Origin of the sequence: Cupriavidus sp. AU9028 (assembly GCF_019795295.1) — a bacterium.
Taxonomy (GTDB): Bacteria; Pseudomonadota; Gammaproteobacteria; order Burkholderiales; family Burkholderiaceae; genus Cupriavidus.
Genome location: NZ_JAIMCG010000027.1, coordinates 15196 through 41621 on the forward strand (window position 1 = coordinate 15196; position 26426 = coordinate 41621).

Annotated in this window: 22 protein-coding genes; 6 read left to right on the top strand and 16 right to left on the bottom strand. The window is 67.5% G+C overall.

What is annotated here, in order from left to right; genetic code table 11:
* Position 1: 1 nt before the first annotated feature.
* The 6 genes from K6V06_RS20185 to coq7 all read right to left on the bottom strand — a co-directional run bounded on the left by K6V06_RS20185 (position 2) and on the right by coq7 (position 6286).
* Positions 2–1555, bottom strand: a complete 1554-nt coding sequence (locus K6V06_RS20185; RefSeq protein WP_222245924.1) for a UDP-N-acetylmuramoyl-L-alanyl-D-glutamate--2,6-diaminopimelate ligase — start codon at positions 1553–1555, stop codon at positions 2–4.
* The gene (locus K6V06_RS20190; RefSeq protein ID WP_255581996.1) at positions 1552–3429 is read right to left on the bottom strand and encodes a penicillin-binding protein 2; all 1878 of its coding nucleotides are present in this window, start codon (positions 3427–3429) and stop codon (positions 1552–1554) included. The genes K6V06_RS20185 and K6V06_RS20190 overlap by 4 nt, the downstream gene beginning before the upstream one ends.
* A 2-nt stretch (positions 3430–3431) precedes the next feature.
* On the bottom strand, positions 3432–3773 hold the full coding sequence (gene ftsL, locus K6V06_RS20195; protein ID WP_222245925.1) for a cell division protein FtsL: 342 nt from the start codon (positions 3771–3773) through the stop codon (positions 3432–3434).
* The gene (gene rsmH / locus K6V06_RS20200) at positions 3770–4768 is read right to left on the bottom strand and encodes a 16S rRNA (cytosine(1402)-N(4))-methyltransferase RsmH (RefSeq protein ID WP_222245926.1); all 999 of its coding nucleotides are present in this window, start codon (positions 4766–4768) and stop codon (positions 3770–3772) included. The genes ftsL and rsmH overlap by 4 nt, the downstream gene beginning before the upstream one ends.
* A 6-nt stretch (positions 4769–4774) precedes the next feature.
* On the bottom strand, positions 4775–5203 hold the full coding sequence (mraZ, locus tag K6V06_RS20205) for a division/cell wall cluster transcriptional repressor MraZ (RefSeq protein WP_222245927.1): 429 nt from the start codon (positions 5201–5203) through the stop codon (positions 4775–4777).
* A gap of 459 nt (positions 5204–5662) precedes the next feature.
* On the bottom strand, positions 5663–6286 hold the full coding sequence (coq7, locus tag K6V06_RS20210) for a 2-polyprenyl-3-methyl-6-methoxy-1,4-benzoquinone monooxygenase (RefSeq protein WP_222245928.1): 624 nt from the start codon (positions 6284–6286) through the stop codon (positions 5663–5665).
* 392 nt (positions 6287–6678) lie between these two features.
* Here coq7 and K6V06_RS20215 point away from each other — a divergent pair, with 392 nt between their 5' ends.
* The 4 genes from K6V06_RS20215 to K6V06_RS20230 all read left to right on the top strand — a co-directional run bounded on the left by K6V06_RS20215 (position 6679) and on the right by K6V06_RS20230 (position 10183).
* Positions 6679–7788, top strand: coding sequence for a porin (locus K6V06_RS20215; RefSeq protein WP_222245929.1), 1110 nt, complete (start codon positions 6679–6681; stop codon positions 7786–7788).
* A 223-nt stretch (positions 7789–8011) separates the two neighbouring features.
* Complete coding sequence (locus tag K6V06_RS20220) at positions 8012–9037, top strand: tripartite tricarboxylate transporter substrate binding protein (RefSeq protein ID WP_222245930.1); 1026 nt, start codon at positions 8012–8014, stop codon at positions 9035–9037.
* A 127-nt stretch (positions 9038–9164) separates the two neighbouring features.
* Complete coding sequence (locus tag K6V06_RS20225; protein ID WP_222245931.1) at positions 9165–9668, top strand: MarR family winged helix-turn-helix transcriptional regulator; 504 nt, start codon at positions 9165–9167, stop codon at positions 9666–9668.
* Entirely contained in the window at positions 9665–10183 is a 519-nt protein-coding gene (locus tag K6V06_RS20230; RefSeq protein ID WP_255581994.1) for a hypothetical protein, read from the top strand. The genes K6V06_RS20225 and K6V06_RS20230 overlap by 4 nt, the downstream gene beginning before the upstream one ends.
* 168 nt (positions 10184–10351) lie before the next feature.
* Here the strand turns inward: K6V06_RS20230 and K6V06_RS20235 are convergent, their stop codons facing one another.
* The 8 genes from K6V06_RS20235 to K6V06_RS20270 form a co-directional block, all read right to left on the bottom strand.
* Positions 10352–12034, bottom strand: a complete 1683-nt coding sequence (locus tag K6V06_RS20235) for a long-chain fatty acid--CoA ligase (RefSeq protein ID WP_222245932.1) — start codon at positions 12032–12034, stop codon at positions 10352–10354.
* A 259-nt stretch (positions 12035–12293) separates the two neighbouring features.
* A complete protein-coding gene (locus K6V06_RS20240) occupies positions 12294–13493 on the bottom strand; it encodes an aminopeptidase (RefSeq protein ID WP_222245933.1) in 1200 nt (399 codons plus the stop codon).
* A complete protein-coding gene (locus K6V06_RS20245) occupies positions 13490–15610 on the bottom strand; it encodes a molybdopterin-dependent oxidoreductase (protein ID WP_222245934.1) in 2121 nt (706 codons plus the stop codon). Before K6V06_RS20245 ends, K6V06_RS20240 begins: the two co-directional genes overlap by 4 nt.
* Positions 15611–15684: 74 nt before the next feature.
* Positions 15685–16713 (bottom strand): ABC transporter ATP-binding protein, encoded by a 1029-nt coding sequence (locus tag K6V06_RS20250; RefSeq protein WP_222245944.1) that lies wholly within the window; start codon positions 16711–16713, stop codon positions 15685–15687.
* A 71-nt stretch (positions 16714–16784) separates the two neighbouring features.
* Positions 16785–17786: an ABC transporter ATP-binding protein gene (locus K6V06_RS20255; protein WP_222245935.1), complete on the bottom strand. Its 1002-nt coding sequence runs from the start codon at positions 17784–17786 to the stop codon at positions 16785–16787.
* A 25-nt stretch (positions 17787–17811) separates the two neighbouring features.
* A complete protein-coding gene (locus tag K6V06_RS20260) occupies positions 17812–18738 on the bottom strand; it encodes an ABC transporter permease (protein ID WP_222245936.1) in 927 nt (308 codons plus the stop codon).
* Positions 18739–18741: 3 nt separating this feature from the next.
* Entirely contained in the window at positions 18742–19719 is a 978-nt protein-coding gene (locus tag K6V06_RS20265) for an ABC transporter permease (protein WP_222245937.1), read from the bottom strand.
* A gap of 169 nt (positions 19720–19888) precedes the next feature.
* Complete coding sequence (locus tag K6V06_RS20270; RefSeq protein ID WP_222245938.1) at positions 19889–21475, bottom strand: ABC transporter substrate-binding protein; 1587 nt, start codon at positions 21473–21475, stop codon at positions 19889–19891.
* Positions 21476–21811: 336 nt separating this feature from the next.
* Between K6V06_RS20270 and K6V06_RS20275 the strand changes: the two genes are divergently transcribed.
* Together K6V06_RS20275 and K6V06_RS20280 are read left to right on the top strand one after the other, a co-directional pair.
* Positions 21812–23020 carry a M20 aminoacylase family protein gene (locus K6V06_RS20275; protein WP_222245939.1) on the top strand — a complete coding sequence of 403 codons (1209 nt, stop codon included), beginning with the start codon at positions 21812–21814 and terminating at the stop codon, positions 23018–23020.
* Positions 23017–24063 (top strand): DUF2891 domain-containing protein, encoded by a 1047-nt coding sequence (locus K6V06_RS20280; RefSeq protein ID WP_222245940.1) that lies wholly within the window; start codon positions 23017–23019, stop codon positions 24061–24063. Before K6V06_RS20275 ends, K6V06_RS20280 begins: the two co-directional genes overlap by 4 nt.
* Here the strand turns inward: K6V06_RS20280 and K6V06_RS20285 are convergent.
* A complete protein-coding gene (locus K6V06_RS20285) occupies positions 24060–24920 on the bottom strand; it encodes a hypothetical protein (RefSeq protein ID WP_222245941.1) in 861 nt (286 codons plus the stop codon). The two genes, K6V06_RS20280 and K6V06_RS20285, sit on opposite strands and share 4 nt — an antisense overlap.
* A gap of 277 nt (positions 24921–25197) precedes the next feature.
* Positions 25198–26070, bottom strand: coding sequence for a DUF3047 domain-containing protein (locus K6V06_RS20290; RefSeq protein WP_222245942.1), 873 nt, complete (start codon positions 26068–26070; stop codon positions 25198–25200).
* Positions 26071–26426 lie beyond the last annotated feature (356 nt).

Below are 26426 nucleotides of genomic sequence, written 5' to 3' on the forward strand. Positions count from 1 at the left end.
GTCACGCCGATACTCCTCGTGTACCGAGCGTCAGGCGGACATGCTCGCGGTCGGAGAACGGCCGCTTGCGGCCCTGGATTTCCTGGGTGGCCTCGTGGCCCTTGCCGGCCACCAGCACCACATCGGCGGCCGCCGCATGGCGCACCGCATAGAGAATGGCGGCGGCACGGTCCTCGACGCGGCGTGCCGCGCCCGGATCGGCCATGCCGTCGGCAATCATGTCGAGGATCGCGTGCGGGTCCTCGCTGCGCGGGTTGTCGCTGGTCAGCACCACGTCGTCAGCCAGCCGCTGCGCCACCTCGCCCATCAACGGACGCTTGCCCGGGTCGCGATCGCCGCCGCAGCCGAACACGCACCACAGCCGTCCGCCGCGCGCCTGGGCCACCGGCCGCAGCGCCTGCAGGGTCTTTTCCAGTGCGTCCGGCGTATGCGCGTAGTCGACCACCGCCAGCGGGCCGTCGTGGCCGCCGAACAGCTCCATGCGGCCATCCACCGGGCGCAGGTTGCGCAGCCCCGTCAGCGCCGTGCTGGCGGCGATGCCATTGGCCAGCGCCGCGCCCAGTACGGCCAGCAGGTTGCTGACGTTGAAGTCGCCGATCAGCGGGGTCTGGATCTCCTCGGCAAGCGCGACGCCGCCGACGCTGCCATCGAGCCGGAAGCGGGTGCCGGCCGGCGTGGCGGCGATCGCGCTCGCGCGCAACCAGTCGCTGCCCGCTCGCGTGGCCCCGGCGGGACCGCCGATGCCGTATTCGATCACCTGCGGCGCGGCCAGCGTGCCGGCCAGCAGCCGTTGGCCCATCGCGTCATCGCGGTTGATCACCACCGTCCGCAAGCCCGGCCAGCGGAACAGCAACGCCTTGGCCGCTTCGTACTCGGCCATGGTGCCGTGATAGTCCAGATGGTCCTGGGTCAGGTTGGTCAGCACCGCGACGGCAAACCCGGTACCCGCCACGCGGCCCTGTTCCAGGCCGTGGGAGGACACTTCCATGGCAATGGCGCGGGCGCCCGCCGCGTGCAGATCGGCAAGGCTGCCCTGCAGCTGCACGGCATCCGGCGTGGTAAAGCCGGTGTGTACCAGCGCGCCCGGAAAGCCGGTACCCAGGGTCCCGATCGCCGCGCACGGCATGCCGGCGTCCTGCAGCAGCCGGGCCAGCCACTGGCTGCAGGAGGTCTTGCCATTGGTGCCGGTGATGCCGGTCACCGCCAGCCCGCGTGCGTCGTTGCCATACCAGGCCGCCGCGATCGGGCCGGCATGGCGGTGCAATTCGCGCACGGCCAGATGCGGCACGCCCTCGGCGTGCGGCCAGGCAAAGCCGTCACCCTCGAACACGATGGCGGACGCGCCGCGCGCGATCGCTTCGGCGATATAGGGACGGCCGTCGCTGGACAGGCGCGGGTTGCCCAGTACATAGGCGAAGAAGACGTCGCCGGGCTGCAGGCGCCGGGTATCGCCGGTCAGCCTGGCGCCCGGGGCGGCATGCGCGCGCAGGAAGGCAATCGTGTCGGCCACCGGGTCGCCGGCGCCCGTTGCCTGCGTAACGATACGATCGCTCATCGATGGCTCCCCGTGCGCCGGCCATCCGCGCGGTTACCACGCGCGGGCTCGTCATCGGCGGAGTCGCCCATTCCCTCCAGCGGCGTCTGCGGCAGCGCTTCAGGCACGCTCTCGGTCACCACCAGCTGGCGGATCGGCGAATCGGGCTGCACGTTCAGCGCGCGCAGCGTGCCGCCGGTGATCGCGGCGAAGGCCGGGCCGGCGACGGCGCCACCGTAGTGGCTGCCGGCGGTCGGCTCGTCGACGCTGACGGCAACGATCACGCGCGGGTTCGACATCGGTGCGAGGCCGATGAACGACGCGCGATACTTGCTGCGGTCGTAGCCGCGGCCCACGTGCTTGTACGCCGTGCCGGTCTTGCCGCCGACGCGGTAGCCCATCACCTGTGCCTGGGTTGCCGTGCCGCCCGGATTGGTCACCATCTCCAGCATGCCGCGGACCTCGCGGGCGACCTTGGGCGAGATCACGCGCTCGCCGGTCGCCGGTCCTTCCTGGCGGAACATCGTGATCGGAATCACCTCGCCGTCATGGGCGAACATCGTGTACGCCTGCGCCATCTGCACCAGCGACACCGAAAGGCCATAGCCATACGACATGGTGGCCTGCTCGATCGGCCGCCAGCTCTTGTACGGCCGCACGCGCCCCGCCACCGCGCCAGGGAAGCCGATCTTCGGCGCCTGGCCCAGGCCGATGCTGGTGAACATGTCCCACATTTCCTGCGGCTTCATCAGCATCGCGATCTTGATCGTGCCGATGTTGCTCGACTTCTGGATCACGCCGCCCACCGTCAGCGGGCCGTAGTTGTGGGTGTCGCTGATGGTCGCCCCTTCGAACTGGAAGCGGCCCGTGGTCTGGACCACCGTCTCCGGCTTGACCCGGTTCAGCTGCAACGCAAGCGCCACCGTGATCGGCTTCATCATCGAGCCCGGCTCGAAGGTGTCGGTCAGCACGCGGTTGCGCAGCTGCTCGCCGGAGAGCCGCTTGCGGTCGTTCGGGTTGTAGGTCGGCCAGTTGGCCAGGGCCAGCACTTCGCCGGTCTGCGCGTCCAGCACCACCGCGCTCGCGGCCTTGGCCTTGTGCCGCTCCACTGCCGCCTTGACCTCGTTGAAGGCCAGGTACTGGATGCGGGCATCGATGGACAGGTGCAGGTCCTCGCCATCGCGCGGGCTCTTGAGCACGCCGATGTCCTCGACCACGCGGCCGAGGCGATCCTTGATCACCTGCCGTGCGCCGGGCTTGCCGGCCAGCACGCTCTCGCGCGCCAGCTCCATGCCTTCCTGGCCGCGGTCCTCGACGTTGGTGAAGCCGACGATATGGGCCATCGCCTCCCCTTCCGGGTAGAAGCGCTTGTACTCGCCGCTCTGATGCACGCCATCGATCTTCAGCGCCTTGATCTTCTCGGCGGCCTCGGGCAGTACCTGGCGCTTCAGATAGACGAAGCTCTTGTCCTCCGACAGCTTCTTGCGCAGATCCTTCTCGGACATCTCCAGCAGGCGCGCCAACTGGCGCAGCTTCCCCGCGTCCAGCTGCGACGGCACGTCCTCCGGCACCGCCCAGATCGCCTTGACCGGCAGGCTGGTGGCCAGCACCAGGCCATTGCGGTCGAGAATCTTGCCGCGCGTGGCGGGCAGCTCCAGCGTCCGCTGGAAGCGCTTCTTGCCTTCGGCTTCGTAGAACTGGTTGCCGGGGCCCTGGATCCACAAGGCGCGCGCCGCCAGCGCGAGGAAGGCGGCGAACATCAGGAAGACGACCAGCTTGGAGCGCCACATCGGCAGGCGCAGGCCAAGCACCGGGCTGGCGGAGAACTGGCCCGAGCGCGGACGGGCATTGTCGGGCCGCTTGGCGCGCGGCCGCTGCAGCGTGGGACGTGCCATCGTCACGAGCGGCCCTCCCCGTTGCCGGCGTCGCCGGCCCTGCCCGCCACGCCCTGCACCTGCGGCGCGGCCGGCGGCAGCACGATGCCCGGCAGGTATTGCGTCCGCCCCGGTACCACCGGGGTCATCTTCAGCTGCGCGCGCGCCGCATCGGCAATGCGCGCGCTCTTGCTCAGCGCGCTCTGCTGGTATTGCAGGCGCGACCACTCCGTCTCCAGCTGGCGCTCCTCGGCCTGTTCGCGCTCCAGCGCGACGAACAGCGTGCGCGCCTCGTGCTGGGCGCCGACCAGCGACAGCGCGCACAGGATCAGTGCCGCGAGCAGGAAGAAGGTCAGGCGGTTCATGTGCGCGGCCCGCCCGTCTTTTCGGCGCCGGCGGGCGCGAGTTTCTCGGCCACGCGCATCACGGCCGAGCGAGCGCGCGGGTTGTCCGCGACCTCCTGCGGGCCGGGACGATAGCGGCCGAGCAGCTTCAGCGTCGGCTGCGGCAGATCGGCGGCGCGAATGGGGGCGCGCCGCAGGGCCGGATCGGCATCCTGCTGCGGACGGGCATGCGCCTGCATGAACCGCTTGACGATGCGGTCCTCGAGCGAATGAAAGCTGATCACCACCAGCCGGCCCCCTGCCTCAAGCAAATCGTAGGCTGCGCTCAACCCTCTTTCGAGGTCCGCAAGCTCTTGATTGATGAAAATCCGTAGAGCCTGAAAGGTGCGGGTCGCAGGGTCCTGACCCTTCTCGCGTGTCTTGACGGCTTTCGCCACGAGCGCGGCAAGGTCGGCAGTAGTGGCGACGGGTCCGCCATCGCGGGGTTCGCTCCGGCGAGCAACAATCGCCTTTGCAATCTGTACAGCAAACCGTTCTTCCCCATAGTCTCGTATCACCCTCGCGATGTCCTGCTCGTCGGCCTGCGCCAGCCACTGCGCGGCGGTCATGCCGCGCGTGGTGTCCATGCGCATATCGAGCGGGCCCTCGAACCGGAACGAAAAGCCCCTCGCTGCGTCGTCGATCTGGGGCGAGCTGATCCCCAGGTCGAGCAGCACGCCCGCGACCTTCGCCTCGCCCAGCCGTTCGGCCATCGCGGCGAAGCTCGCGTGCTCAATAGAGAAGCGGGCATCCTTGATGGTGCCCGCTTCTGCGATTGCTGCCGGATCCTTGTCGAAGGCAACCAGTGCCCCTTCCGGCCCTAGCCGGGCCAGTACGGCCCGGCTGTGCCCTCCCCTGCCGAACGTCCCGTCGACGTAGAGACCGCCCGGCCGCCACACGAGCGCATCCACCGCCTCGTCCAGCAGCACGGTGCGATGACGCAATGGCGCGGACGCCGGCGTAGCAGTCGGTTCCATCGATGATCAGAAGGAGAAGTTCTTCAACGCGTCCGGCATGCCCTGCGCCATCGCCTGCTGTTCCTTGGCGGTGTACGTGGCGGCGTCCCAGACCTCGAAATGGCTGCCCATGCCGAGCAGCATGACCTCCTTGTCCAGCATGGCGGCGCTGCGCAGCTCCGGCGCGATCAGCACGCGGCCGGCGCTATCCATTTCGACGTCCGCCGCATTGCCGAGGAAGATGCGCTTCCACCAGTGCGCATCCATCGGCAGCGCAGCGATCCGTTCGCGGAAGGTTTCCCATTCGGGCCTGGGAAAGAGCAACAGGCATCCATCCGGGTGCTTGGTCAGCGTCACCCGGCCCTCGGCCTGTTGTTGCAGCGCTTCGCGATGCCGGGACGGAATCGACATCCGGCCCTTGGCATCCAGCGACAGCGCCGATGCTCCCTGAAACAAGTTCGCTCCCGTCCCGCGCCCACCTTGCGGGGGCTGTCATGGTCTGGCTCGTCGGCTTCGGCTGTTGCACATCTTCCCACAGCGGAAGTTCGATTTCACACAAAAAAACACTTCCTCACACTATTTCCCACTTTAGAGGAACCATATTGCCGGGTCAAGGCTCGCCAGCGGGGGAAAAAGGCGATTTTCGGAATCAGAACAAAGACTTAGCGCGCGGCGCGCAGGCACCACGACGGTGAATTCCTAATGGAGTGAAGGACTTAGGGAGGTAAACCGAGAAACCACCTGAGAACAACGGGGGAAGAACGGCGCGGAGTCGTCGGCAGGAAGGCCGCCGGCCGCCCCAGCATACAACGGCGGGCGCCGCGTTGCCACTGCGCCAGCCAAGACGAGAAGGGGACGCCACAGGAACCGGAAAGGGGCCGCTGGAGCAGGGAGCGACAGAGCCGTCGCGACGCGTCAGATCCGGTATGCGGTCGTCGTCATTACCCGCGCCGCCGCCCGCATCGCCGCCTGGACCGGCCGAGGCAGCTCGATGCCGCCTGCGTCGCGCGCGCTGGCGCCATGGCGCATCTCGTCGTCGCGCATCTGTTCGACCACGGCGCGCGAGCGCAGGTCCTGCGCTGGCAAGCGCTGCAGGTGGCTATCCAGATGCTGCTCGACCTGGCGCTCGGTTTCGGAGACGAAGCCGAGGCTGATGCGATCGCCAGCGCGCCCGGCGATCCAGCCGATCGCGAAGGCGCCGGCATACCACAGCGGATTGAGCAGGCTGGGGCGGTCGCTCAGTTCGCGCAGCCGCTGCGAACACCAGCCGAGGTGGTCCTCCTCCTCGCGCGCGGCGTCGTCCATCTGCGCACGCACTGCGGGGCTGCGGGCGGTCAGCTTCTGCGCCTGGTACAGCGCCTGCGCACAGACCTCGCCCACATGGTTCACGCGCATCAGGCCAGCCACGTGGCGGCGTTGCCCCGCGTCCAGGCCCGTGTCGTCCTGCCCTACCGCGTCGGCCGGGCTGGCACGCCGGGCCCGGGTAGTGCCGGTAATCGCGCGGAGCGCAACATCGAATTCGCGAATCAGTTTGTCCATTGGGAAAAATCAATTCAGTTGGGGCCGGACAAAAATAAACCGGGTGAATATCCGACAAGTAAAACGGTGCATGCGAACCGGGTAATTACCGAGACATTCCCGCCGCGCGTGATTCCTTCTGCTCTCCCGGCCCCGGGATAACCCGTATTGTACCTCCACCCCCGCCGACGCCGGCGCATGGCCTGGATGCCAAGCGCAGCGCGGCCTGCAGCGCCTTGCTCCAAAACCCTGAGTTGTTAAAAGCAGACATTAGAACAACCGTCCAATTGTGCAGATCGGGTGGTTTGTTACAGTACCTGCGACTTCCCAGGAAGTTGGCGCGCGAGTCATGGAAGAGGTAAGGAGGCTGCCTCGCTCGCCACCAAATAAATCAATACAGGAGATAAACGAGCATGAAGAAGTCGCTTCTTGCATTGGCCGCGCTCGGCGCGCTCGCCGGCACCGCTCACGCACAGTCCAGCATCACCCTGTATGGCGTGGTGGACGTCAATATCGAGTACGTCAACAACGTCTCTCCGAGCCTGCCGACCCAGCCGGGCTTTCCCGGCCCGGGCGAGAACAAGTTCGGCGTGACCTCCGGCGGCCTGTCCGGCTCCCGTTGGGGCTTGCGCGGCACGGAAGACCTCGGCGGCGGGTTGAAAGCCTTGTTCGTGCTCGAAAACGGCTTCGGCGTCGATGACGGTCGGCAGCAGCAAGGCGGCCGCCTCTTCGGTCGTCAGGCATATGTGGGTCTGGAAAGCAGCAGCATCGGCCGCTTCACCTTCGGCCGCCAGTACACCACGATGTTCGATGCGTTCGCCAACTTCTCGCCGACCGGCTATGCCACGCAGTACGAGCCGATCGTCGCGCAACTGGGCCTGAACTTCCGCTCCGACAACACCGCCAAGTACACCGCCAAGTTCGGCGGCGTCACGGCGATCGCGCACTGGTCGTTCGGCAACGGCGTCGCCGGCGGCGGCGAAGTGCCCGGCCAGTTCCGCCGCGATACCGGCTACGGCGCGGCCCTGGCCTATGCCGCCGGTCCGTTCGGCGCCACCATTGCGTATGACCAGTACAACCCGACACTGACCGCCGGGGGCGACACCGGCACCTTCCGCAAGGTCGGTGCCGCTGCCAGCTACGCCTTCGGTCCTGCCAAGGTGATGGGCGGCTACCGCTGGGGCCAGAACAAGAACGCGGCCGATTCGACCATCCTGCGCGACGACTACTACTGGGCCGGCCTGAACTACCAGGCCACCGGGGCGCTGGGCCTGACGCTGGCCTACTACTACGCCGACGTCAAGAACCTGGCTGGCACCAATGTCAGCAACCCGTGGCAGGTCAGCTTCGTGGCCGACTACAACCTGTCCAAGCGCACGGACATCTACCTGACCACCGCCTACACCAAGCATGCGGGCCTGAACTTCGATACCTCGGCGATCAGCTTTGCCAATGGCTACTACCTGGGCGCCGGCGAGAATTCGATGCTGGGCGTCGCGGTCGGTATCCGCCATCGCTTCTGACCCGGAACGGGTCGGCCATGCTGGCCGGCAAGGGACCGCCACCCGTGGCGCCCCCTGTCGGCCATCTGAAGCGCCTTCGGGCGCTTTTTCTTTTTGCCGCCGGCGTTGGGGCTTTACCTCATCGGCACATCGGCGGCACGCCACTAGAATGGCGCGACCAACAAGACGATCGCTGGCAACGATGCCAGCGGCAGCCAGGCGCAAGCGCCAAGGAGACCACACGATGTCGTTTCACCGGAACACCCCGCGCGGACAGGGTCGCCGCCGCATCCTCGCCGCGGGTCTTGCCTGCGCCGGCCTGCTGGCCGGCATCGGCTCGCTGCACGCTGCCGATGCCTACCCCTCCAAGCCGATCCGCATGGTGGTGCCGTTCGCACCGGGCGGCACCACCGACATCCTGGCGCGCGCCGTGGCCGCGGAACTGTCGAAGATGCAGGGCTGGAACGTGGTGGTCGACAACCGCCCCGGCGCCGGCGGCAATATTGGCGCCGACATGGTCGCCAAGGCCGACCCGGACGGCTACACGCTGCTGATGGGCACGGTGGGCACCCATGGCATCAACCAGTCCCTGTACGCCAAGATGCCGTTCGACCCGATCCGCGACTTCGCGCCGATCACGCTGGTCGCGGCAGTGCCCAACGTGCTGGTGGTCAACCCGGCCTTCGCCCAGGAAAACCGCATCGAGAACGTCAACGACCTGATCCGCTACGCAAAGGCCAATCCGGGCAAGCTGAACATGGCATCGAGCGGCAACGGCACCTCGATCCATCTGGCCGGGGAACTGTTCAAGACCCAGACCAAGACCTTCATGGTCCATATGCCGTACAAGGGCAGCGGTCCGGCGCTGGCGGACCTGGTGGCCGGCACCACGCAGGTGATGTTCGACAACCTGCCGTCGTCGATGGCGCTGATCAAGGGCGGCAAGCTCAAGGCGCTGGCCGTGACCAGCGCCCGTCCCACGCCCGCCCTGCCCGGCATTCCGACCATCGCCGAAGCGGCCAAGCTGCCCAGCTATGAAGCCAGTTCCTGGTTCGGGCTGCTCGCACCCGCCGGCACGCCGCCGGACATCATCAAGCGGATCCAGCAGGAAGTCGCCAAGTCGCTGGGCACCCCGGCGATGCGCGAAAAGCTGCAGGCGCAGGGCGCGGAGCCGTCGGGCAATACCCCCGAGCAGTTCGCCGCGCTGATTCGCTCCGAAACGACCAAATGGGCCAAGGTGGTCAGGGATTCCGGCGCCAAGGTGGACTGAGCGCTGGACCAGGCGCTGACCGGCCATCCCTGGCCAGGATCTGGCCGGCCGCGCCCCGCAAGGCGCGGCCGGCACGCCACCCCACATATACTTCCGGCATGGACCTTGCTGCCCGCTCCTTCTAGCCATGCCGAACTCCGCCTCCAACGCCGCCGTGACGCCCCCGCCCGTCGACCTCGAAACGCGGGCGGAGGACGTCGGACATGAAGCGCTGCGCCTGTGGCTGCGGCTGCTGACCTGCACCAACCTGGTCGAAGCCGATATCCGCTCCAGGCTGCGCGAACAGTTCGCCTGCACGCTACCCCGTTTCGACCTGATGGCCCAGCTGGAGCGCCATCCGGAAGGACTGAAGATGGGTGAACTGTCGCGGCGGATGATGGTCAGCGGAGGAAACGTCACTGGCATTACCGACCAGTTGCAGCAGGAGGGACTGGTCACGCGCGAGCCGCTTGCGAACGACCGCCGTGCCTACCTGATCCGGCTGACGCCCGCCGGGCGCACGGCCTTCACCGAGATGGCGCGGGCGCACGAGCAGTGGATCGAACAGCTGTTCGAGGGCCTCGGCGAACCGGATCGCCACGCGCTGTTCCGTCTGCTGGGGCGGTTGAAGTCCACCTTGTTGAGCGAATGAAAACCGATCTGCATTGCAAGTCCCCGCTGCACCCGACGCCGCCGCCGACTTCCGGCGCGACGCCCGGGCGGCGGGCCGGCGTGTCCGCCTGCCTGCTGGCGGCACTGCTCGGCACCGTTCTGGCCACTGGCTGTGCCACCCAGCCGTCGCCGCCGCGGGTGACGCCGATCAACGCCACCATCCAGCTCGGCAGGATCGCGGAGAAGCGCTTCCTGTCGCGTGTGGATGTGCAGCAGGCACCGGGGGGCTATTCCGGCGTGGGCATTGGCGCTGGCGGAGGCAGCTGGGGAGGCGGAGGCGGCGTGGGGGTCGGCTTTGCGGTCGACCTGAACCAGTTGCTGAACCGGCGCCCGCCCGTGCAGGTCGATCTCTACGAATACCGCGTCAACACGCTCGATGGCGCCACCGTCACGGTCAATGCGCCGGCGATTGCCGGGCTGGAAACCGGCAGCTGCGTGCGCGTGATCCACAGCGGCCAGCGCGAGCCGGGGATCGAGCCGTCCAACGAATGTTGAGCGGGGCGCGAGGCTGAGGCCGCTGGCATGGCAAGCGCACCTGCTGCCCTCTCCCCGGCCCTCTCCCGCTAGCGGGAGAGGGCGAACACCGCCGGTTTGCTCCCCTCACCCGCTTGCGGGAGAGGGGCCGGGGGAGAGGGAAATCTTCCCCAAGGTACCTGCCAGCCCTCAGGCCGCCTTGCGCGAGTCCCGCAGCTCGCGCCGCAGGATCTTGCCCACATTGGTCTTGGGCAGTTCGTTGCGGAATTCCACATAGCGCGGCCGCTTGTAGCCGGTCAGCCGCTCCTTGCAGAACGCGATCACATCCTGCTCGGTCAGGCTCGGGTCCTTGCGCACCACGAACAGCTTGACGACCTCGCCCGAGTGCTCGTCGGGCACGCCGACCGCGGCCACCTCCAGCACGCCCGGACATTCCGCCACGACGCCTTCCACCTCGTTCGGATAGACGTTGAAGCCGGACACCAGGATCATGTCCTTCTTGCGGTCGACGATGCGGGTATAGCCGCGCTCGTCCATGATGCCGATATCGCCGGTCTTGAAGAAGCCGTCCGGGGTCATGACCTTGGCGGTCTCGTCCGGCCGGTTCCAGTAGCCGGCCATCACCTGCGGGCCGCGGATGCAGATTTCGCCGGGCTGTCCCAGCGGCAGGTCGCGGCCATCGTCATCGCGGATGGCAATTTCGGTCGAGGGCAGCGGCAGCCCGATGGTGCCGGAGAAGGCGTCGGAGTCGGTCGGATTGCAGGTCGCCGACGGCGAGGTTTCGGACAGGCCGTAGCCCTCGATGATCGGGCAGCCGGTCTTGTCCAGCCACTTGCGGGCCACCGCCTCCTGCACCGCCATGCCGCCGCCGTTGGCCACGCGCAGCCCGGAGAAATCGACCTTGTCGATATCCGGGTGGTTGATCAGCGCGTTGTACAGCGTATTGACCGCGGGGAACATATGGAACTTGACCTTCTGCAGTTCCTTGATGAACCCCGGGATGTCGCGTGGATTGGGAATCAGCACGCTCAGGCCGCCGTTGCGCATGCCCAGCAGCGCGCAAACCGTCAGCGCGAAGATGTGGTACAGCGGCAGCGCCGTGATGGTGACGACCTGCTCGATCGGCTCGCCCTTGTTCAGCGCCGGCTGCATCCATTCTTCCGACTGCAGCACGTTGGCGACCACGTTCCTGTGCAGCAGCACCGCGCCCTTTGATACACCCGTGGTGCCGCCGGTGTATTGCAGGAAGGCGATGTCGTCGGGGCCGGTCTCGATCGGCTTGCGCTGCAGCCGCGCCCCCTCGGCCAGCACGGTGGGGAAACGCACGCAGTTGGGCAACTCCCAGGCCGGCACCATCTTCTTGACGTTGCGCACGACGAAGTTGACCACCGCCCCCTTCACTGTGCCGAGCATGTCCCCCATGCTGGCGACCACCACATGGCGCACCGGCGTCGCCGCAATGACCTGCTGCAGCGTGGCGGCGAAGTTCTCCAGGATGAAGATCGCCTCCGCGCCGCTGTCCTTGAGCTGGTGCTCCAGTTCGCGCGGGGTGTACAGCGGGTTGACGTTGACGACCACCAGGCCCGCGCGCAGCACGCCCGCCAGCACCACCGGGTACTGCAGCACGTTCGGCATCATGATGGCGACGCGGGCACCGGGCTTCAGGCCGCGGCCTTGCAGCCATGCCGCGACATCCCCGGACAGCTTGTCCAGCTCGCGGTAGGTGATTGCCTTGTCCATGCAGATGAACGCGCGCCGGTCCGCATACTGTCGGAATGACTGCTCCAGCAGTTCTGCGAGCGACCGGTACTGGCTGGCGTCGATGTCGGCCGGCACGCCGGGCGGATAATGCTTCAGCCACTGCTTGTCCATACCCCGTCTCCTGGTTTTTGTATGGTCGTTCGATTTCTGGGATGCTAAACGGGCACCCGGGATTAGACAACCTCGTTAGACGAAGTCCTCTGGCCGCGCAACGTCCGGCGTGCGGGGGGCATGGCCGGCTCCCGCCGCCCTCTCCCCCGGCCCCTCTCCCGCAAGCGGGCGAGGGGAGCGGACCACAGCCTTTCTCTCGCTGGCGAGGGGAGCAAGACCACCGGTTCTCGTCATGACGCGGGTTTTCCCCCTCGCCCCTTCAAGGGGAGAGGGCCGGGGAGAGGGGTTGGTCTTTCAGCTGCGCGGCCAGACCGGCGCCGCATCCGCCCTTGCCGAGCCCGCCGCGCAAGTCAGCAGCCCGATCCGCGCTTCCCGCCGCCGGCGCCAAGGCCTGCAGCGTCCGCGCCCTCTGCGCCGGGCGCAAGTCCCCAATCCCCTCCACCGCAGCATAAAACGACGGCCAATCCCCACCGCAGCGCTGGAACAGCGCCAGGAACGCCGGCACCCACTGCTGATAGGCGGCGACGGCGGCCAGATGCGCATTGGTCAGCGGCTGCTGGAACCAGCGGTCATAGCCGCTATAGCCACCCCACGAGTCCTTCAGCGCGGCATAGCGCTCTTGCAGCGCGGAGAAGATGCGCGCCTTGCCCGCCCGCTTGGCGGCCTCGTCCTGGTCGCTGCGATACAGCGCGTCCAGCTCGGCCCGGGTCTCGAGCAGCAGCGCGCGGAAGGCGCGCCGCCGCTCGTCGTACTGGCGGTAACTGGCGCGTGCGTCTTCCGACGCCTGCTCGGCCAGCCAGCGCTGCACCCCGGCGATTTCGACCGCGGTGGCGAAGGACTCGTTGAAGGTAGTGTCGTTGCGCACGTAGACGACCTGATGCGCCAGTTCGTGGAAGATCAGGCGCGCGAGCTCCCCCTCGGGCAGATGGACGAAGGTATTGAGCAGCGGATCGTCGAAAAAGCCCAGCGTCGAGTACGCCGGCACGCCGGCAATATAGGTCTCCAGGCCCTGCTCGCGCAGCTGCGCCGCATAGCGGCGCGCATCGTCCTGCGCGTAGTAGCCCCGGTAGTTGATGCATCCCACCACCAGGAAGCACCACTGGTGCAGGTCCAGCGACAGTTCCGGGGTTGCGAACACGCTCCACACCACATAGGGGCGGTGCACGTCGGCATACCGGCGATAGCTGCCGTTGTCGGGCAGCGCCAGTTCGCGCGAGGCGAAGTCGCGGATGCGCCCGGCCAGCGCCAGCCGCTGGGCGAGCCGGCTGTCGTTGGACTGGCGCGCGTTGGCGATCGCCTCGTCCAGCGGCGTCGAGCGCGCCATCAAACCCAGATGGCCGTGGATCGACTGGGCGTAGTAGCCGACGGTTTCGCAGCCGGCCAGCGCGAGGGCGAGCACGCCTGCCGTGGCCATGCGCACGGCTGCGCGAATGGCGAGGCGGCGGCGCACCGTGGTCATGCCGCCGCTTGCGCTCCAGTCGGCTGCGCCTGTCCGGCCGCCTCGATCTGCACCAGGCAGTCGTAGAAGACCGGGGCGCGGCCCATGTCGGTCAACCGCTGGCTGGTCAGTTCGTTGGCATTCTTGCCGTCGGAGGCCAGCTTCTTCCACCAGATCGACAGCCCCACCACCAGCCCCTGGCGGGCGCGGTCGGTCACGCGCGCGCGCGCCAGCATGCTGCCGCGGTCGTTGAAGGCCCGCACCATCGCACCGTCGACAATGCCGCGCGCGACCGCGTCCGCCGGATGGATATCCAGATGCGGCTCGCCCTCGGTGGCGCGCAGGCTTTCGACGTTGACGAAGCTGCTGTTCAGGAAGTTGCGCGCCGGCGGCGAGATCATCGCCAGCGGGTAGCGCGCCGCCAGCTCCGGGGCACTGGCCGGTGACTCGTACGGCGGCACGAAGTCCGGCAGCGGATCCAGTCCGTCACGTGCCATCGCCGGGGACAGCAACTGGCACTTGCCGGACGCCGTCGGAAATCCCCCCTCGGCGAACGGCGCGTCGGGCAGCGACAGCTTCTGCCAGCCCTGCTCCTTCAGCGTCTCCCAGCGGATGCCGGCTGCACGGGGATCGTTGGCGAGGATGGCCTGCGCCGCGATGGTGTCGTCGCTGTCGGCAAAGCACGAATCGGCAAATCCCATGCGCTGCGCCAGCCGCCGGAAGATCTCCGTATTGGGCAGCGCCTCGCCCTGCGGCGCGATGGCGGCATTGTTGGCGAGGAAATAGGTGTGGCCGTAAGCCTTGTGGACGTCGATGTGCTCCAGCTGCGTGGTGGCGGGCAGCAGGATGTCGGCATAGTCGGCGGTATCGGTCTGGAACTGCTCCAGCACGACAGTGAAGAGATCCTCGCGGGCGAAGCCCTGCGCCACCCGGGCCGACTGCGGCGCGACCGCGACCGGATTGCTGTTGTAGACCACCACCGCCTCGACCGGCGGCGAGCCCGCCGGCAACCCCTCGCCCAGCAGCACATCGCCGATGGTGCTCATGTTGATGGTGCGCGGCAGCGCGGGCCAGCCCGGCAGCAGGTCCGGCCGTTGCAGCGCGGCATTGTCGATCGGGAAGAAACCGGAGGTCGACAGTTGCAGGCCGCCCGACCGATGGCGCCAGGCGCCGACCAGCGACGGCAGGCAGGCCACCGCGCGTACCGCCTGTCCGCCGCCATGCGCGCGCTGCATGCCGTAGTTGAGCCGGATCGCCACCGGCTGCCGCTCGCGCACGGCGAGGCGGCCGTAGGTGCCGGCCAGCCATTCGATATCGTCCACCGCAATGCCGCACAGTGCCGCCGCCCGCTCGGGCGGGTAGGCGCTGGCGCGCTCGCGCAGCGCGTCGAACCCTTCGGTGTGGCGGGCGATGTAGTCGTGGTCGAGCAGGCCGTCGCGGATCAGCACGTGGATCATCGCCAGCGCCAGCGCGCCATCGGTGCCGGGCATCGGCGCGATATGGCGATGGCATTTCTCGGCCGTCAGCGAGCGGTACGGGTCGATCGCCACCAGCGTCGCGCCGCGCCGCTTGGCCTCCTGCACCCGCATCCAGAAGTGCAGGTTGGAGGCGATCGGGTTGCCGCCCCAGATCAGGATCAGCCTGGCATCGTCGACATGTTCGATATCCATGCCCACGCTCGCGCCATAGGTGTAGCGCAGCGCGGTCGCGCCGGCGCTGGCGCAGATGGTGCGATCCAGCAGCGAGGCGCCGAGCTTGTGGAAGAAGCGGGCAGCCATGCTCTCGCCCTGCACCAGTCCCATGGTGCCGGCATAGCTGTAGGGCAGGATCGCCTGCGGATCGCGCGCGGCGATCTCGGTCAGGCGCTCGGCCACCGTGTCCAGCGCCTCATCCCAGCCGATCGGTGCAAAGCGGCCCTCGCCCTTGCGCCCGACGCGCTTCATCGGCGTCAGCAGCCGGTTGGGGTGATAGGTGCGCTCGGTATAGCGGGCGACCTTGGTACAAAGCACGCCCTGCGTGGTCGGATGATCGGGATCGCCCGCCACCTTGATCGCGCGGCCGTCCTCGACGGTGACCAGCAGCGCGCAGGTGTCGGGACAATCGTGCGGACAGGCAGCGCGAACGGTGTGGGTGGCCATGGGGATCTCCGGGGCAGGCATGCAGGCCCCGATTGTATAAGATCGGCCCCCGTTTTCGGGGGGCGGCCCACCGCTCAGACCAGGTCGTTCAGATGGCAGGCCGACAGCCGGTTGGGGGCGATCTCCTTCAGCGGCGGCGCCTCGACCTGGCAGCGCGGCATCGCGTACGGGCAGCGCGGATGGAAGTGGCAGCCGGAGGGCGGATGCAGGGGCGAGGGAATCTCCCCCTGGATCGCCACATAGGTCTTCTTGCCCACTTCCAGCTTCGGCGCCTCGGCCAGCAGCGCCTGGGTGTATGGATGGTTCGGCGCGGCGAAGACTTCCTCGGTGGGCGCCGACTCCACCACGCGCCCCAGGTACATGATGACCACCCGGTCGCTGATGTGCTTGACCACGCCCAGGTCGTGGCTGATGAACAGATAGGTCAGGTTCAGCTCTTCGCGCAGCCGCATGAAGAGGTTGAGTACTTGCGCCTGGATCGACACGTCCAGCGCCGCGACCGACTCGTCGCACACCAGGAATTCCGGGCGCACCGCCAGCGCGCGCGCAATGCCGATGCGCGCGCGCTGCCCGCCGGAGAACTGATGCGGAAAGCGCCGCAGCACGGTTGGGTCCATGCCCACCCGCACCAGCATGTCCTCGACATAAGCCTTCTGCCCCGCCGCCGGCACGATGCCATGGACCACCGGCGCCTCGCCGACGATGTCCATCACGCGCATGCGCGGGTTCAGCGAGGCGTACGGGTCCTGGAAGATCATCTGGATCGCCAGCTGCTTCTCCCGCCGTTTCTCGGGCGGCAGCCGGTCCAGATCGACGCCCTTCCAGAAGCGCTCGCCTTCGGTCAGCGTATGCAGGCCGACCGCCATGCGGCCCAGGGTCGATTTGCCGCACCCGGACTCGCCGACCAGCCCGACCACTTCGCCGGGTGCGATCGCCAGATCGACGTGGTCGACCGCATGCACGACTTCCTCGCGGGCATGGGCGCCGAACAGGTTGGCCACGCGCGCCGCGACATCCAGCGACTTGACGAAGCGCTTGGAGACGCGGCGCAGTTCCAGCAGCGGCACCGTGGAGGTGGCTGCGCGCTGGGCCGATGCCGGCATGGCCGGCCCTGCGGGCTGCGTCTGCCCCGCCGCAGTCGGGCCGGCGACGCGATCGATGGTGCGGGCTGCCGTCATGCCGCCTCCTGCTGTTCGACGATGGGATGGAAGCACCGCAGCCGCCGCCCGTCGGCCACCGTCGCCAGCGGCGGATCGGTGCGGCAGATATCGGTCGCACGGGGGCAGCGCTCGCGGAACGCGCAGCCGCCGGGCAGGTTCAGCAGCGACGGCGTCATGCCGGGAATCTGCCGCAGCGGCGCGCCGCGCGGATTGCGCGACGGCGCCGAGCCGATCAGCCCGTGGGTGTATGGATGCTCCGGGCGCTCCAGCACCTGGCGCACGTCGCCCGCCTCGACGATGCGGCCCGCGTACATCACGCAAACGCTGTCGGCCAGCCCGGCGACCACGGACAGGTCGTGCGTGATCCAGATCAGCGCCGTGCCGGACTCGCGGCACAGCTTCTGCATCTCGTAGAGGATCTGCCCCTGGATGGTCACGTCCAGCGCGGTGGTCGGCTCGTCGGCGATGATCAGGTCCGGCTTGTTCAGCAGCGCAATGGCAATCGCCACGCGCTGACGCATGCCGCCGGAAAACTGGTGCGGGTACGCCTGCAGCCGCTCGTCCGGCGAGGGGATGCCCACGCGCGCCAGCGCATTGCGGGCGCGCTCGCGGGCACTGGCCTTGTCCACCTTCTCGTGCGCCAGCACCGCCTCGATCATCTGCGTGTCGATGCGCAGCACCGGGTTCAGCGTCATCATCGGATCCTGGAAGATCATCGCGATCCGGTTGCCGCGCACGTCGCGCATCTGCGAGGGCGTCAGCCGCCGCAGGTCGCGCGTGACGCCGTCGCGGCTGGTCAGCTCGATGCGGCCGCCCACCACCTGCCCGGGCGGATCGATCAGGCCCATGATGGAATAGCCGGTCATCGACTTGCCCGAGCCGGACTCGCCGACCAGTCCCATGATCTCGCCGCGTCCCAGCGAGAACGACACGCCGTCGACCGCCTTCGCCACCCCACCGCGGGTGAAGAAGTGGGTCTGCAGGTCCTCGACCAGCAGGGTTGGCTTGCTGCTCATGCGTTGCTCCGGTGATGTCTGCGCGCTATTGCGTCTGCAGGCGCGGATTCAGGACGTCGCGCAACTGGTCGGCCACCAGGTTCATCGCGACGATGGTGATCACCAGCGCAATGCCGGGAAAGAAGCTGATCCAGTACTTGCCCGACAGCATGTACTGCTGGCCGTTGGAGATCAGCGAGCCGAGCGAAGGCTCGGTGATCGGCACGCCCAGCCCGAGGAAGGACAACGTGGCTTCCAGCGTGATGGCCGAGGCGACCTGCAGCGCGGCGATCACGATCAGCGGGGGCAGGCAGTTCGGCAACAGGTGCCGGAACATGATGCGCCGCGCCGGCAGGCCCAGGCAGGTCGCCGCCTCGATATACTCCTTGCGCCGCTCGACCAGCGCCGCGCTGCGCGTGGTGCGGGCGTAATAGGCCCACTGCACCGCCACCAGCGCGATGACGATATTGCCGATGCCCGGGCGCAGGAAGGCCAGCAGGATCAGCGCCAGCAGGATCGGCGGGAACGACAGCTGCAGATCGGCCACGCGCATGATCAGCGCCTCCACGCGACCGCCGACGAAGCCGGCGATCAGGCCCAGCGTCGCGCCAAGGACCAGCGCGATCACCGTGCTGACCACGCCGACGCCGATGCTGATGCGCAGCCCGTACATCACCGCCGACAGGATGTCGCGGCCCTGCTCGTCCGAGCCGAGCAGGAAGGTCATGCCGCTGCCGGCGACCTCGCCGGGCGCCAGCCGCGCGTCGAGCACGTCCAGCGTGGCCAGGTCGTAGGGGTCCTGCGGCGCGAGCCACGGCGCGAAGATCGCGATCAGCACGATCACGGTCAGCACCGCCAGCCCGGCGACGGCGATCTTGCTGGCAAAGAACTGCGCGGCGAAGCGGCGCAGCGGCGTCTGCTCGCGGACCTTGGCGGCGGCATCGGCCTTCGGGGCGGAAGTGGCGAGAGTCATGGTTCAGCCCTTGTTGTCGGCGATGCGCACGCGAGGGTCCAGCATGCTGTAGACGATGTCCACGACCAGGTTGATCAGGATGAACAGCGTCACGATCACCATCAGGTAAGCGACGATCACCGGCCGGTCCAGCAGCTGGATCGAATCGATGATCAGCTTGCCCATGCCGGGCCACGCGAAGATCGACTCGGTGACGATGGCAAAGGCGATGATCGAGCCGAATTGCAGCGCGATCACCGTGACGATCGGGATCAGGATGTTCTTCAGCACATGCACGCCGACAATGCGGGTGTTGGACAGCCCCTTGGCGCGCGCGAACTTGACGTAGTCCTGCAGCATCGCCTCCTGCGTGCCGGCGCGGGTGAGCCGGATCACCATGGCGATATTGAGCAGTGACAGCGTCACCGCCGGCAGCACCAGGTGCCGGATGCCGTCCCAGGTCAGGAAGCTCAGCGGAATGCCCAGCACCGGCACGGTCTCGCCGCGCCCGTTCGACGGCAGCCAGCCCAGCTGCACCGCGAACACCATGATCAGCATCAGGCCGACCCAGAAGGTCGGCAGCGAGAAACCGAGGATCGACACCGTCATGATGGTCTTGCCAGCGACGCCATTGGGCCGCAGGCCGGCCCACAGGCCAAGCGGAATGCCCAGCACGATGGCCAGCAGGATGGCGGACACCGCCAGCTCCATGGTCGCCGGCATGCGCTCGAAGATCAGCTTCAGTGCCGGCGTGCCGTGAGCGAACGAGATGCCCAGGTTGCCATGCAGCGCATTGACCAGGAAGATCCAGTACTGCTCCCAGAGCGGCTTGTCCAGTCCAAGCGCGGCAATGGTGCGCTTGATGTCTTCCTGATCCGCCTGCGGGTTGATCAGGATGTCGACGGGGTTGCCGATGGCGAAGACGCCGAGGAAAACCAGCAGCGACATGACGAAGAGCACCACCACGCTCTGCATCAGCCGCCGGATGATGAAAACCAGCATATCGGGAGACGCTTGTGTTGGCCGCGCGCACGCTGTCGCGGCGCGCGGACCGGTTCGTCAGGGGCGCAACTGTATCATCGCCGGATGTCGCCGCGCAGGCGCCGGGCGCCCCGCGCGCGACATCGCGCCGATGGGCGCCCGCCCTGTCACGGTCGGTCGGTGGCCGCGCTTATTGCGGCCGGAAGCTGTGCGCGTAGGTCCGTTCGTCGGTCCGCGGCACGTAGGTGATGCCCTTCTGCGTGGCCCAGGTGGTCACCTGCTGGTGAATCGGAATGATGCCTCCGTCGTTGATGGCGATCGCCGTGGCCTCCTGCAGCAGCCGGGAGCGCTGCGCGTCGTCCACCGTCGACAGCGCCTTCTCCAGCACCGCATCCATCTTCGGGTTGCAGTATTCGCCCCAGTTGGTGGTGCCGAAGCCCTTCTTGGCGTCCTCGCAGGCCAGCAGCGCGCGCAGCGGCGAGCTGACCTCGCCGGTTTGCGCGCCCCAGCCGAGCAGGCCGAAGGAGAACTCGTGCTTGATGCCCTTGGCCGAGTAGGTGGCCATCGGCATGCCTTCCACACGGGTGGCGATGCCGACCCGCGTCAGGTTCTGCGCGATGGTCTGCGCGATCTTCTCGTCGTTGACGTAGCGATTGTTCGGCGTGTGCAGCGTCACGCCGAAGCCGTTGGGGTAGCCCGCCTCGGCCAGCAGCTTCTTGGCGCCCTCCGGGTTGTACGCCACCGTCTTCAGGTTCGGGTTGTGGCCGAACAGCGTTTGCGGCACCAGGTTGTTGGTGGGCTCGGACAGGCCCTCCATCAACCGGTCCTTGATGCCCTGCCGGTTGATCGCCATGCTGATCGCATTGCGCACCCGCGCATCCTTGAGCGGGTTCTTGTCCATCGGCTGGCCCTCGCGCGTCGTCACGTACGGCGACTTGTCGCGCTTGGCATCGAAGTACAGATAGATGACGCGGTGCGAGATCTTGGAGAAGAACTCGAGCTTGGGGTTCTTGCGCACCTGGGGCAGATCCGGCGTCGGCACGTTCTCGATCGCCTGCACGTCCCCGGATAGCAGCGCGGCCAGGCGCGTCGCCGGGTTCGGGATGAAGCGCAGCGTGACCTTGTCCCAGGCCGGTTTCGGTCCCCAGTAGTCGGCATTGCGGGTCAGCTCGACCCGGTCGTCGCGCGCGTAGCTGACGAACTTGAACGGCCCGGTGCCGACCATGCCCTTGCCCTGCGCGAAGTCTTCGGAAGCCAGGCCCTGCGTCGCCTTCTTCTGCACGATGAAGATCGACGTGAGGTCGTTGAGCATCAGCGGATAGGGCTGGGCGGTCGTCAGCTGGATGGTATTGGCATCGACCGCCTTCTTGGCGACGATCGCCTTGGTGTAGACGTCGAACTTGCCCGGGCTGTTCTGGATCGTGGCCGGACGCTCCAGCGACCACAGGATGTCCTCGGCGGTCAGCGGCGAGCCGTCGTGGAACTTGACCCCGGTGCGGATCTTGAACTCCCAGGTGGTGTCGTTGACCAGCTTCCACGACTCGGCCAGCCCCGGCATGATGCGGCTGTCCGCATCCATCTTCACCAGGCTGTCGAAGATGTGCTCCGACACGTTGATGTTGGAGAACAGGTTATAGAAGTGCGGATCCATCGAGGTGGGCGGCGAACTCATGGCCAGCCGGAAATCGGCTGCGAACGCCTGCCCGGCGGCACCGAATCCCAGCGCCGCCGCCAACAACATCGAACCGACTACCTTGCTGTGGTCACGAATGGCCATCGAGCGAATCTCCCATGAAGGTGGGTCAATCGAGGTGGGTCAATCAAGGTGGGCCAACTATAGTCAGCGGTGTGCAGCACCCGCAATGTGCATCGCCGCAATTTGGTGCAAGTTCGCGGCGTTCCGGACCCCGACGCCGCGGCGCGGTTCAGAATGCATGAACTGTTCCAGTAAGGCCGCGCGAGCGGCAATGCGGGGAAACCCAAGGTCGCCGCTTTTGCGATGTCGCGCACGCCCGCCGCGTGCCGGCTTTGGCGCATTCGGGGTCGCCGTCGTATGATCCCGTTTATCGCCACATTGCCTCTTTTGTCGAATAGCGACGCAAGGCCAAGCCGTATGACCCAGACCCCGACCCTGATTCCCGACATCCTGCAGGCGCACGACGAGATCCGCGCGATCCGGCGTGACATCCATGCCCACCCCGAGCTGCGATTCGAAGAGCAGCGCACCGCGGACCTGGTCGCGCAGAAGCTGACGGACTGGGGCATCGAGGTGCATCGCGGGCTGGGCAAGACCGGGCTGGTCGGTGTGCTGCGCAATGGCGACGGCAAGCGCTCCATCGGTCTGCGCGCCGACATGGACGCGCTGCCGCTGCAGGAGGCGAACACCTTCGGGCACCGCTCCACCCACGACGGGAAGATGCATGCCTGCGGACACGATGGCCATACCGCGATGCTGCTCGGGGCAGCCCGGTATCTGGCGAAGCATCGCAACTTCGACGGCACCGTGCATCTGATCTTCCAGCCCGCGGAAGAGGGTGGCGGCGGCGCGCGCGAGATGATCCGCGATGGCCTGTTCGAGCGCTTCCCCTGCGATGCCGTCTTCGGCATGCACAACTGGCCCGGCATGCCGGCCGGCAGCTTCGGCACCTGCGCCGGTCCGCTGATGGCGTCCAGCAACGAATTTCGCATCGTCATCCGCGGCAAGGGCGCCCATGCGGCAATGCCGCATAACGGCAACGACCCGGTCTTCACGGCAGCCCAGGTCGTCTCGGCGCTGCAGGGCATCATCACCCGCAACAAGCGGCCGATCGACGCGGCCGTGATTTCGGTCACGCAATTCCACGCCGGTGACGCGACCAATATCGTGCCCAACGAGGCCTGGATCGGCGGCACGGTTCGCACCTTCACCCTGCCGGTGCTCGACCTGATCGAGCAGCGCATGGAAGCGGTGGCCCGCTCGGTTGCGGCGGCCTTCGATTGCACGATCGAGTTCCACTTCCAGCGCAACTACCCGCCCACGGTCAACACCCCGGCGGAAACCGCCTTCGCCGTCGGCGTGGCGGCCGAACTGGTCGGGGGCGCCAACGTCGACGGCAATGTCGAGCCCACCATGGGCGCGGAAGATTTCTCGTTCATGCTGCTGGAGCGGCCCGGCTGCTACCTGTTCATCGGCAACGGGGAAGGCGCGCACCGGGAGGCAGGCCACGGCATCGGGCCTTGCATGCTGCATAACCCGAGCTACGACTTCAACGACGAGATCCTGCCGGTCGGCTCCACCTTCTTCGTGAAGCTGGTGGAGACCTGGCTGGCGCGCACCGCATGAGCAACCCGGCAGACGCCATCGCCGCGCCGATTCCGGCGCTGGACCCGGCCACCTCCAGCGCCTTCGCCACCGTGGCGCTGGAGAACATCCTGCGGCCCTACCCCTATCGGGTCAACCACATGATGATGGCCGCGGGCGACCTCGCGGAGCCGCGCGAACAGCATCCTGTCTATTTCGGCAGCTACGACTGGCACTCCAGCGTGCATATGCACTGGCTGCTGGTCCGGCTGCTGGCCTGCCGCCCGAGCATGGCCGAAGCCGGGGCAATCCGCGCCACCCTCGACATCCAGTGGCAACCGCAGGCCATCGCGCAGGAACTGGCCTATTTCCAGCGCCCCGGCGCGGGCACCTTCGAGCGCCCCTATGGCTGGGCCTGGATCCTGCGGCTGCAGGCCGAGCTGCACGGCCTGGGCCAGTCCGACGAGCAGGCGCGCCGCTGGGAACAGGCGTGCGCGCCGCTGGCAGACCACCTGGCGCAGAAGCTGATCGACTACCTCGATATTGCCGACTTCCCGATTCGCACCGGCACCCACCAGAACAGCGCCTTCGCGCTGGTGCTGGCCGAAGGCTATGCCCGGACGACGGGTCATATCGCGCTGCGCCGGGCAATCGCCCGGCGCGCGCATCGCTGGTTCGGGCACGACCAGCGTTATCCGGCCCGGTATGAACCGGGCGGCGACGAGTTTCTCTCCGGCGGCCTGATCGAGGCGGTGCTGATGCGCCGCGTGCTCGATGACTGCGCCTTTGCCGAATGGTGGGAAATGTTCGTGCCAGCGCCGGCCGACCTGGCCACCTGGCTGACGCCGGTCATCGTCGGCGACCGCTCCGACCCCAAGCTGGTGCACCTGGACGGCCTGAACCTGTCCCGTGCATGGTGCTGGCGCATGCTGGGCCCCTCGCTGCCCGATCCCCTGCGCAGCAAGGCTGCCGGGGCATGGGCGGACCATCTGAGCGCGTCGCTGGATCAAGCGGCCGGCGGCGACTACGTCGGCACGCATTGGCTGGCGTCGTTCGCGGCGCTGGCGTTGACGGACCCGGTCTAGGCGAGCGCCCCTACCATGGCCCCGCCGCTGGATTGCGCGATATGGGTCAGGAACATGACCGCTGCATGGTCCCGCGGCAGGCCGTCGGCTCCGCTGGTCAACTCGGGCAACACCTTGGCCAGGGCCAGCCGGAAGATGGCATGTTGTGCGTGGAACACCAGCATGCCTTGATGGAGCTTCCGGAAGTTGGGCGACCGGCAAACGGTCAGCATGAATTCCCGATTGCCGACCAGCGCCGTGACTGCATGAACGTACCCGCTCGGATGCGACCCGTAAAACGGGGCCCAATGCGAGAACACGTGTTCACCCAACCGCGGCGAGCGCTCCGTCAAGCGTTCCCGAGCGGCCGCCACGGCAAGCAGGCTGGGCGCGTCGAATACCAGCCTGGCCGTATGTCGCGCCAGTAGCAGGAAAACGTAGTCGATCCTCGCCAGTGCGTCGGGATTCTGCAGAATCAGCTGCCGGGTGGAAGCGTTGACGAACAGGCGCGCGATCTCCCTGCCGGTGCACTTGGACGGGTTCCGCGCCAGATCGACAAACGCCAATCGCGCGACCTCCTGCATGGCCCGCGAGACCCGGCTCAGCGCCGCCAGATCGGCCAGGGACAAGGATGCCGCGACCGCTTGAGTCGAGTACGGGTCGCCGTCCGGCGCCAGCTGACCGCGGACCAGCAATGCGCACGGAGCCAGCGGTGCGGAGGGTGCTGCGGGGGCAGCCGAAGCCAGTGCAATGGTCGGCGTCGAGATTCCATCCCCGGCCGTCTTCGCACTGGAGGTGGGACAGGGCCGGTCGTTCTGCGTTCGTCGAAACAGGAACCCGACCACGCGCTTGAGCAGTAGCCAAAGGGGGTCGAACAACTGGCGGATCCGGCCTCGCAGCCCCTCGCCTGGCGTTGCCTTGCCCCCTGGCCCGCAAGCGTCCCCCGTAGTGCGACTCCCCGCTGCCGGTTCCCGCCGCAGCGCGGTCCCGCCCGCTCGCACAGCAGGACTGCTCGCCACCATCGTTGCGCTCCCGGGGCCTCAAAAAAAAGAGAAAAGGGTAGCGCCACGGGCAGGCCCCCGATATCGGCTAGCGTAATTACCTGTGCAATTGAAGCAGACGGTCGTGCCGCGCCGTGGCCGGAGCCAGCCGCGGCTAATCCAGCAGGATGTCGCCGTACCAGGCCTCCACCTGACTGCGTGTGTTGTCCGTATCCGTCATCAGCCCGATCGCCAGCAGCTTGCCCGGCTCCTTGCCGAACGCCTTGCGATAGTCTTCGCGCAGATCGCGCTCATGGCAGCGCCAGCGGTTGGCGTGGCGGGTGCCGGAATCAACCACGATCATGCGCACCCGGTCGGTGTGCGGGTTGGGAATGACGGTCCCCTCCGGACGCTTCCGCCCCCAGATATACATCAGCGTGGCGTAGGGCATTTCCCGGCCGCTGATCAGACGCGCCATCTCGTCCATCAGCTGGTCCTTCAGCGGCAGCGCGCTCTTGTCGCCGTCAAAGGCGGCGAAAATCCGCAACGGCGCATCCTCGCTGGACCCGCGAGCGTTGTCCGCCTCGGCCACGATGTTGGCTGTCTTCCAGCTCCAGCGCAGCTTGCCAGGCGAGCGGCCCTCGCCCGGGTTCCCCAGCGGAACGAAGAGGCCCGAGGCGGAGCTGTTGGCGCGGGCGCGCAGCACCCGCCGCTCGTCGACGCTGTCCAGCATGTAGTCGGTAGGGGTCTTGCTCGGATTGACCAGCCACCGCTGCCAGCCCTCGGGCAGTGACTGCGTTTGATCCGCCACCGAAAAGGGTGGCAGCACCGGTGTGGCGGCGCCCGGCCCGCCGACAGTTGCGGCCTTTGCGGGGCGGCGGATTGCCGCACAATCCGCTACGGCATCGGACAATGCCAGTGCCGCGGCCTGTGACGGCGCGGACGACCGCGTGGGTCGACCGGCCGACTCCCCTCCTGTGGATTGCACTGCCGTGCAACCCGCCAATGCCAGCACGGCAGCCCCGCTCAACGCGGCGCTCCACGCCATGGCAACTCGCCTGGCGACCCTCATTCCGTTCCCTTCCCCGTTACCCGTTACCAGTTACCCAACCCCGTCGGCGTAGCGTCGGCTACTGCCAGAAATTCTGACCCACACCGCCATCGCGACGGCGAGCGAAACCATAGCAGAGGGCCGCCGTGGGTGTAATTGGGAGTTGAGAGGGGAGATGGCGGCTGTTGTATGGACGCCGCGCAGATGCGGCGCCCAGCGCGTCCTGGCTGGCGCCACAAAGCAAAACGCCCCAGACCGGATGGATCTGGGGCGTTTCTCAATAAGAGCCTGGCGATGACCTACTTTCACACGGGTAGTCCGCACTATCATCGGCGCGAAGTCGTTTCACGGTC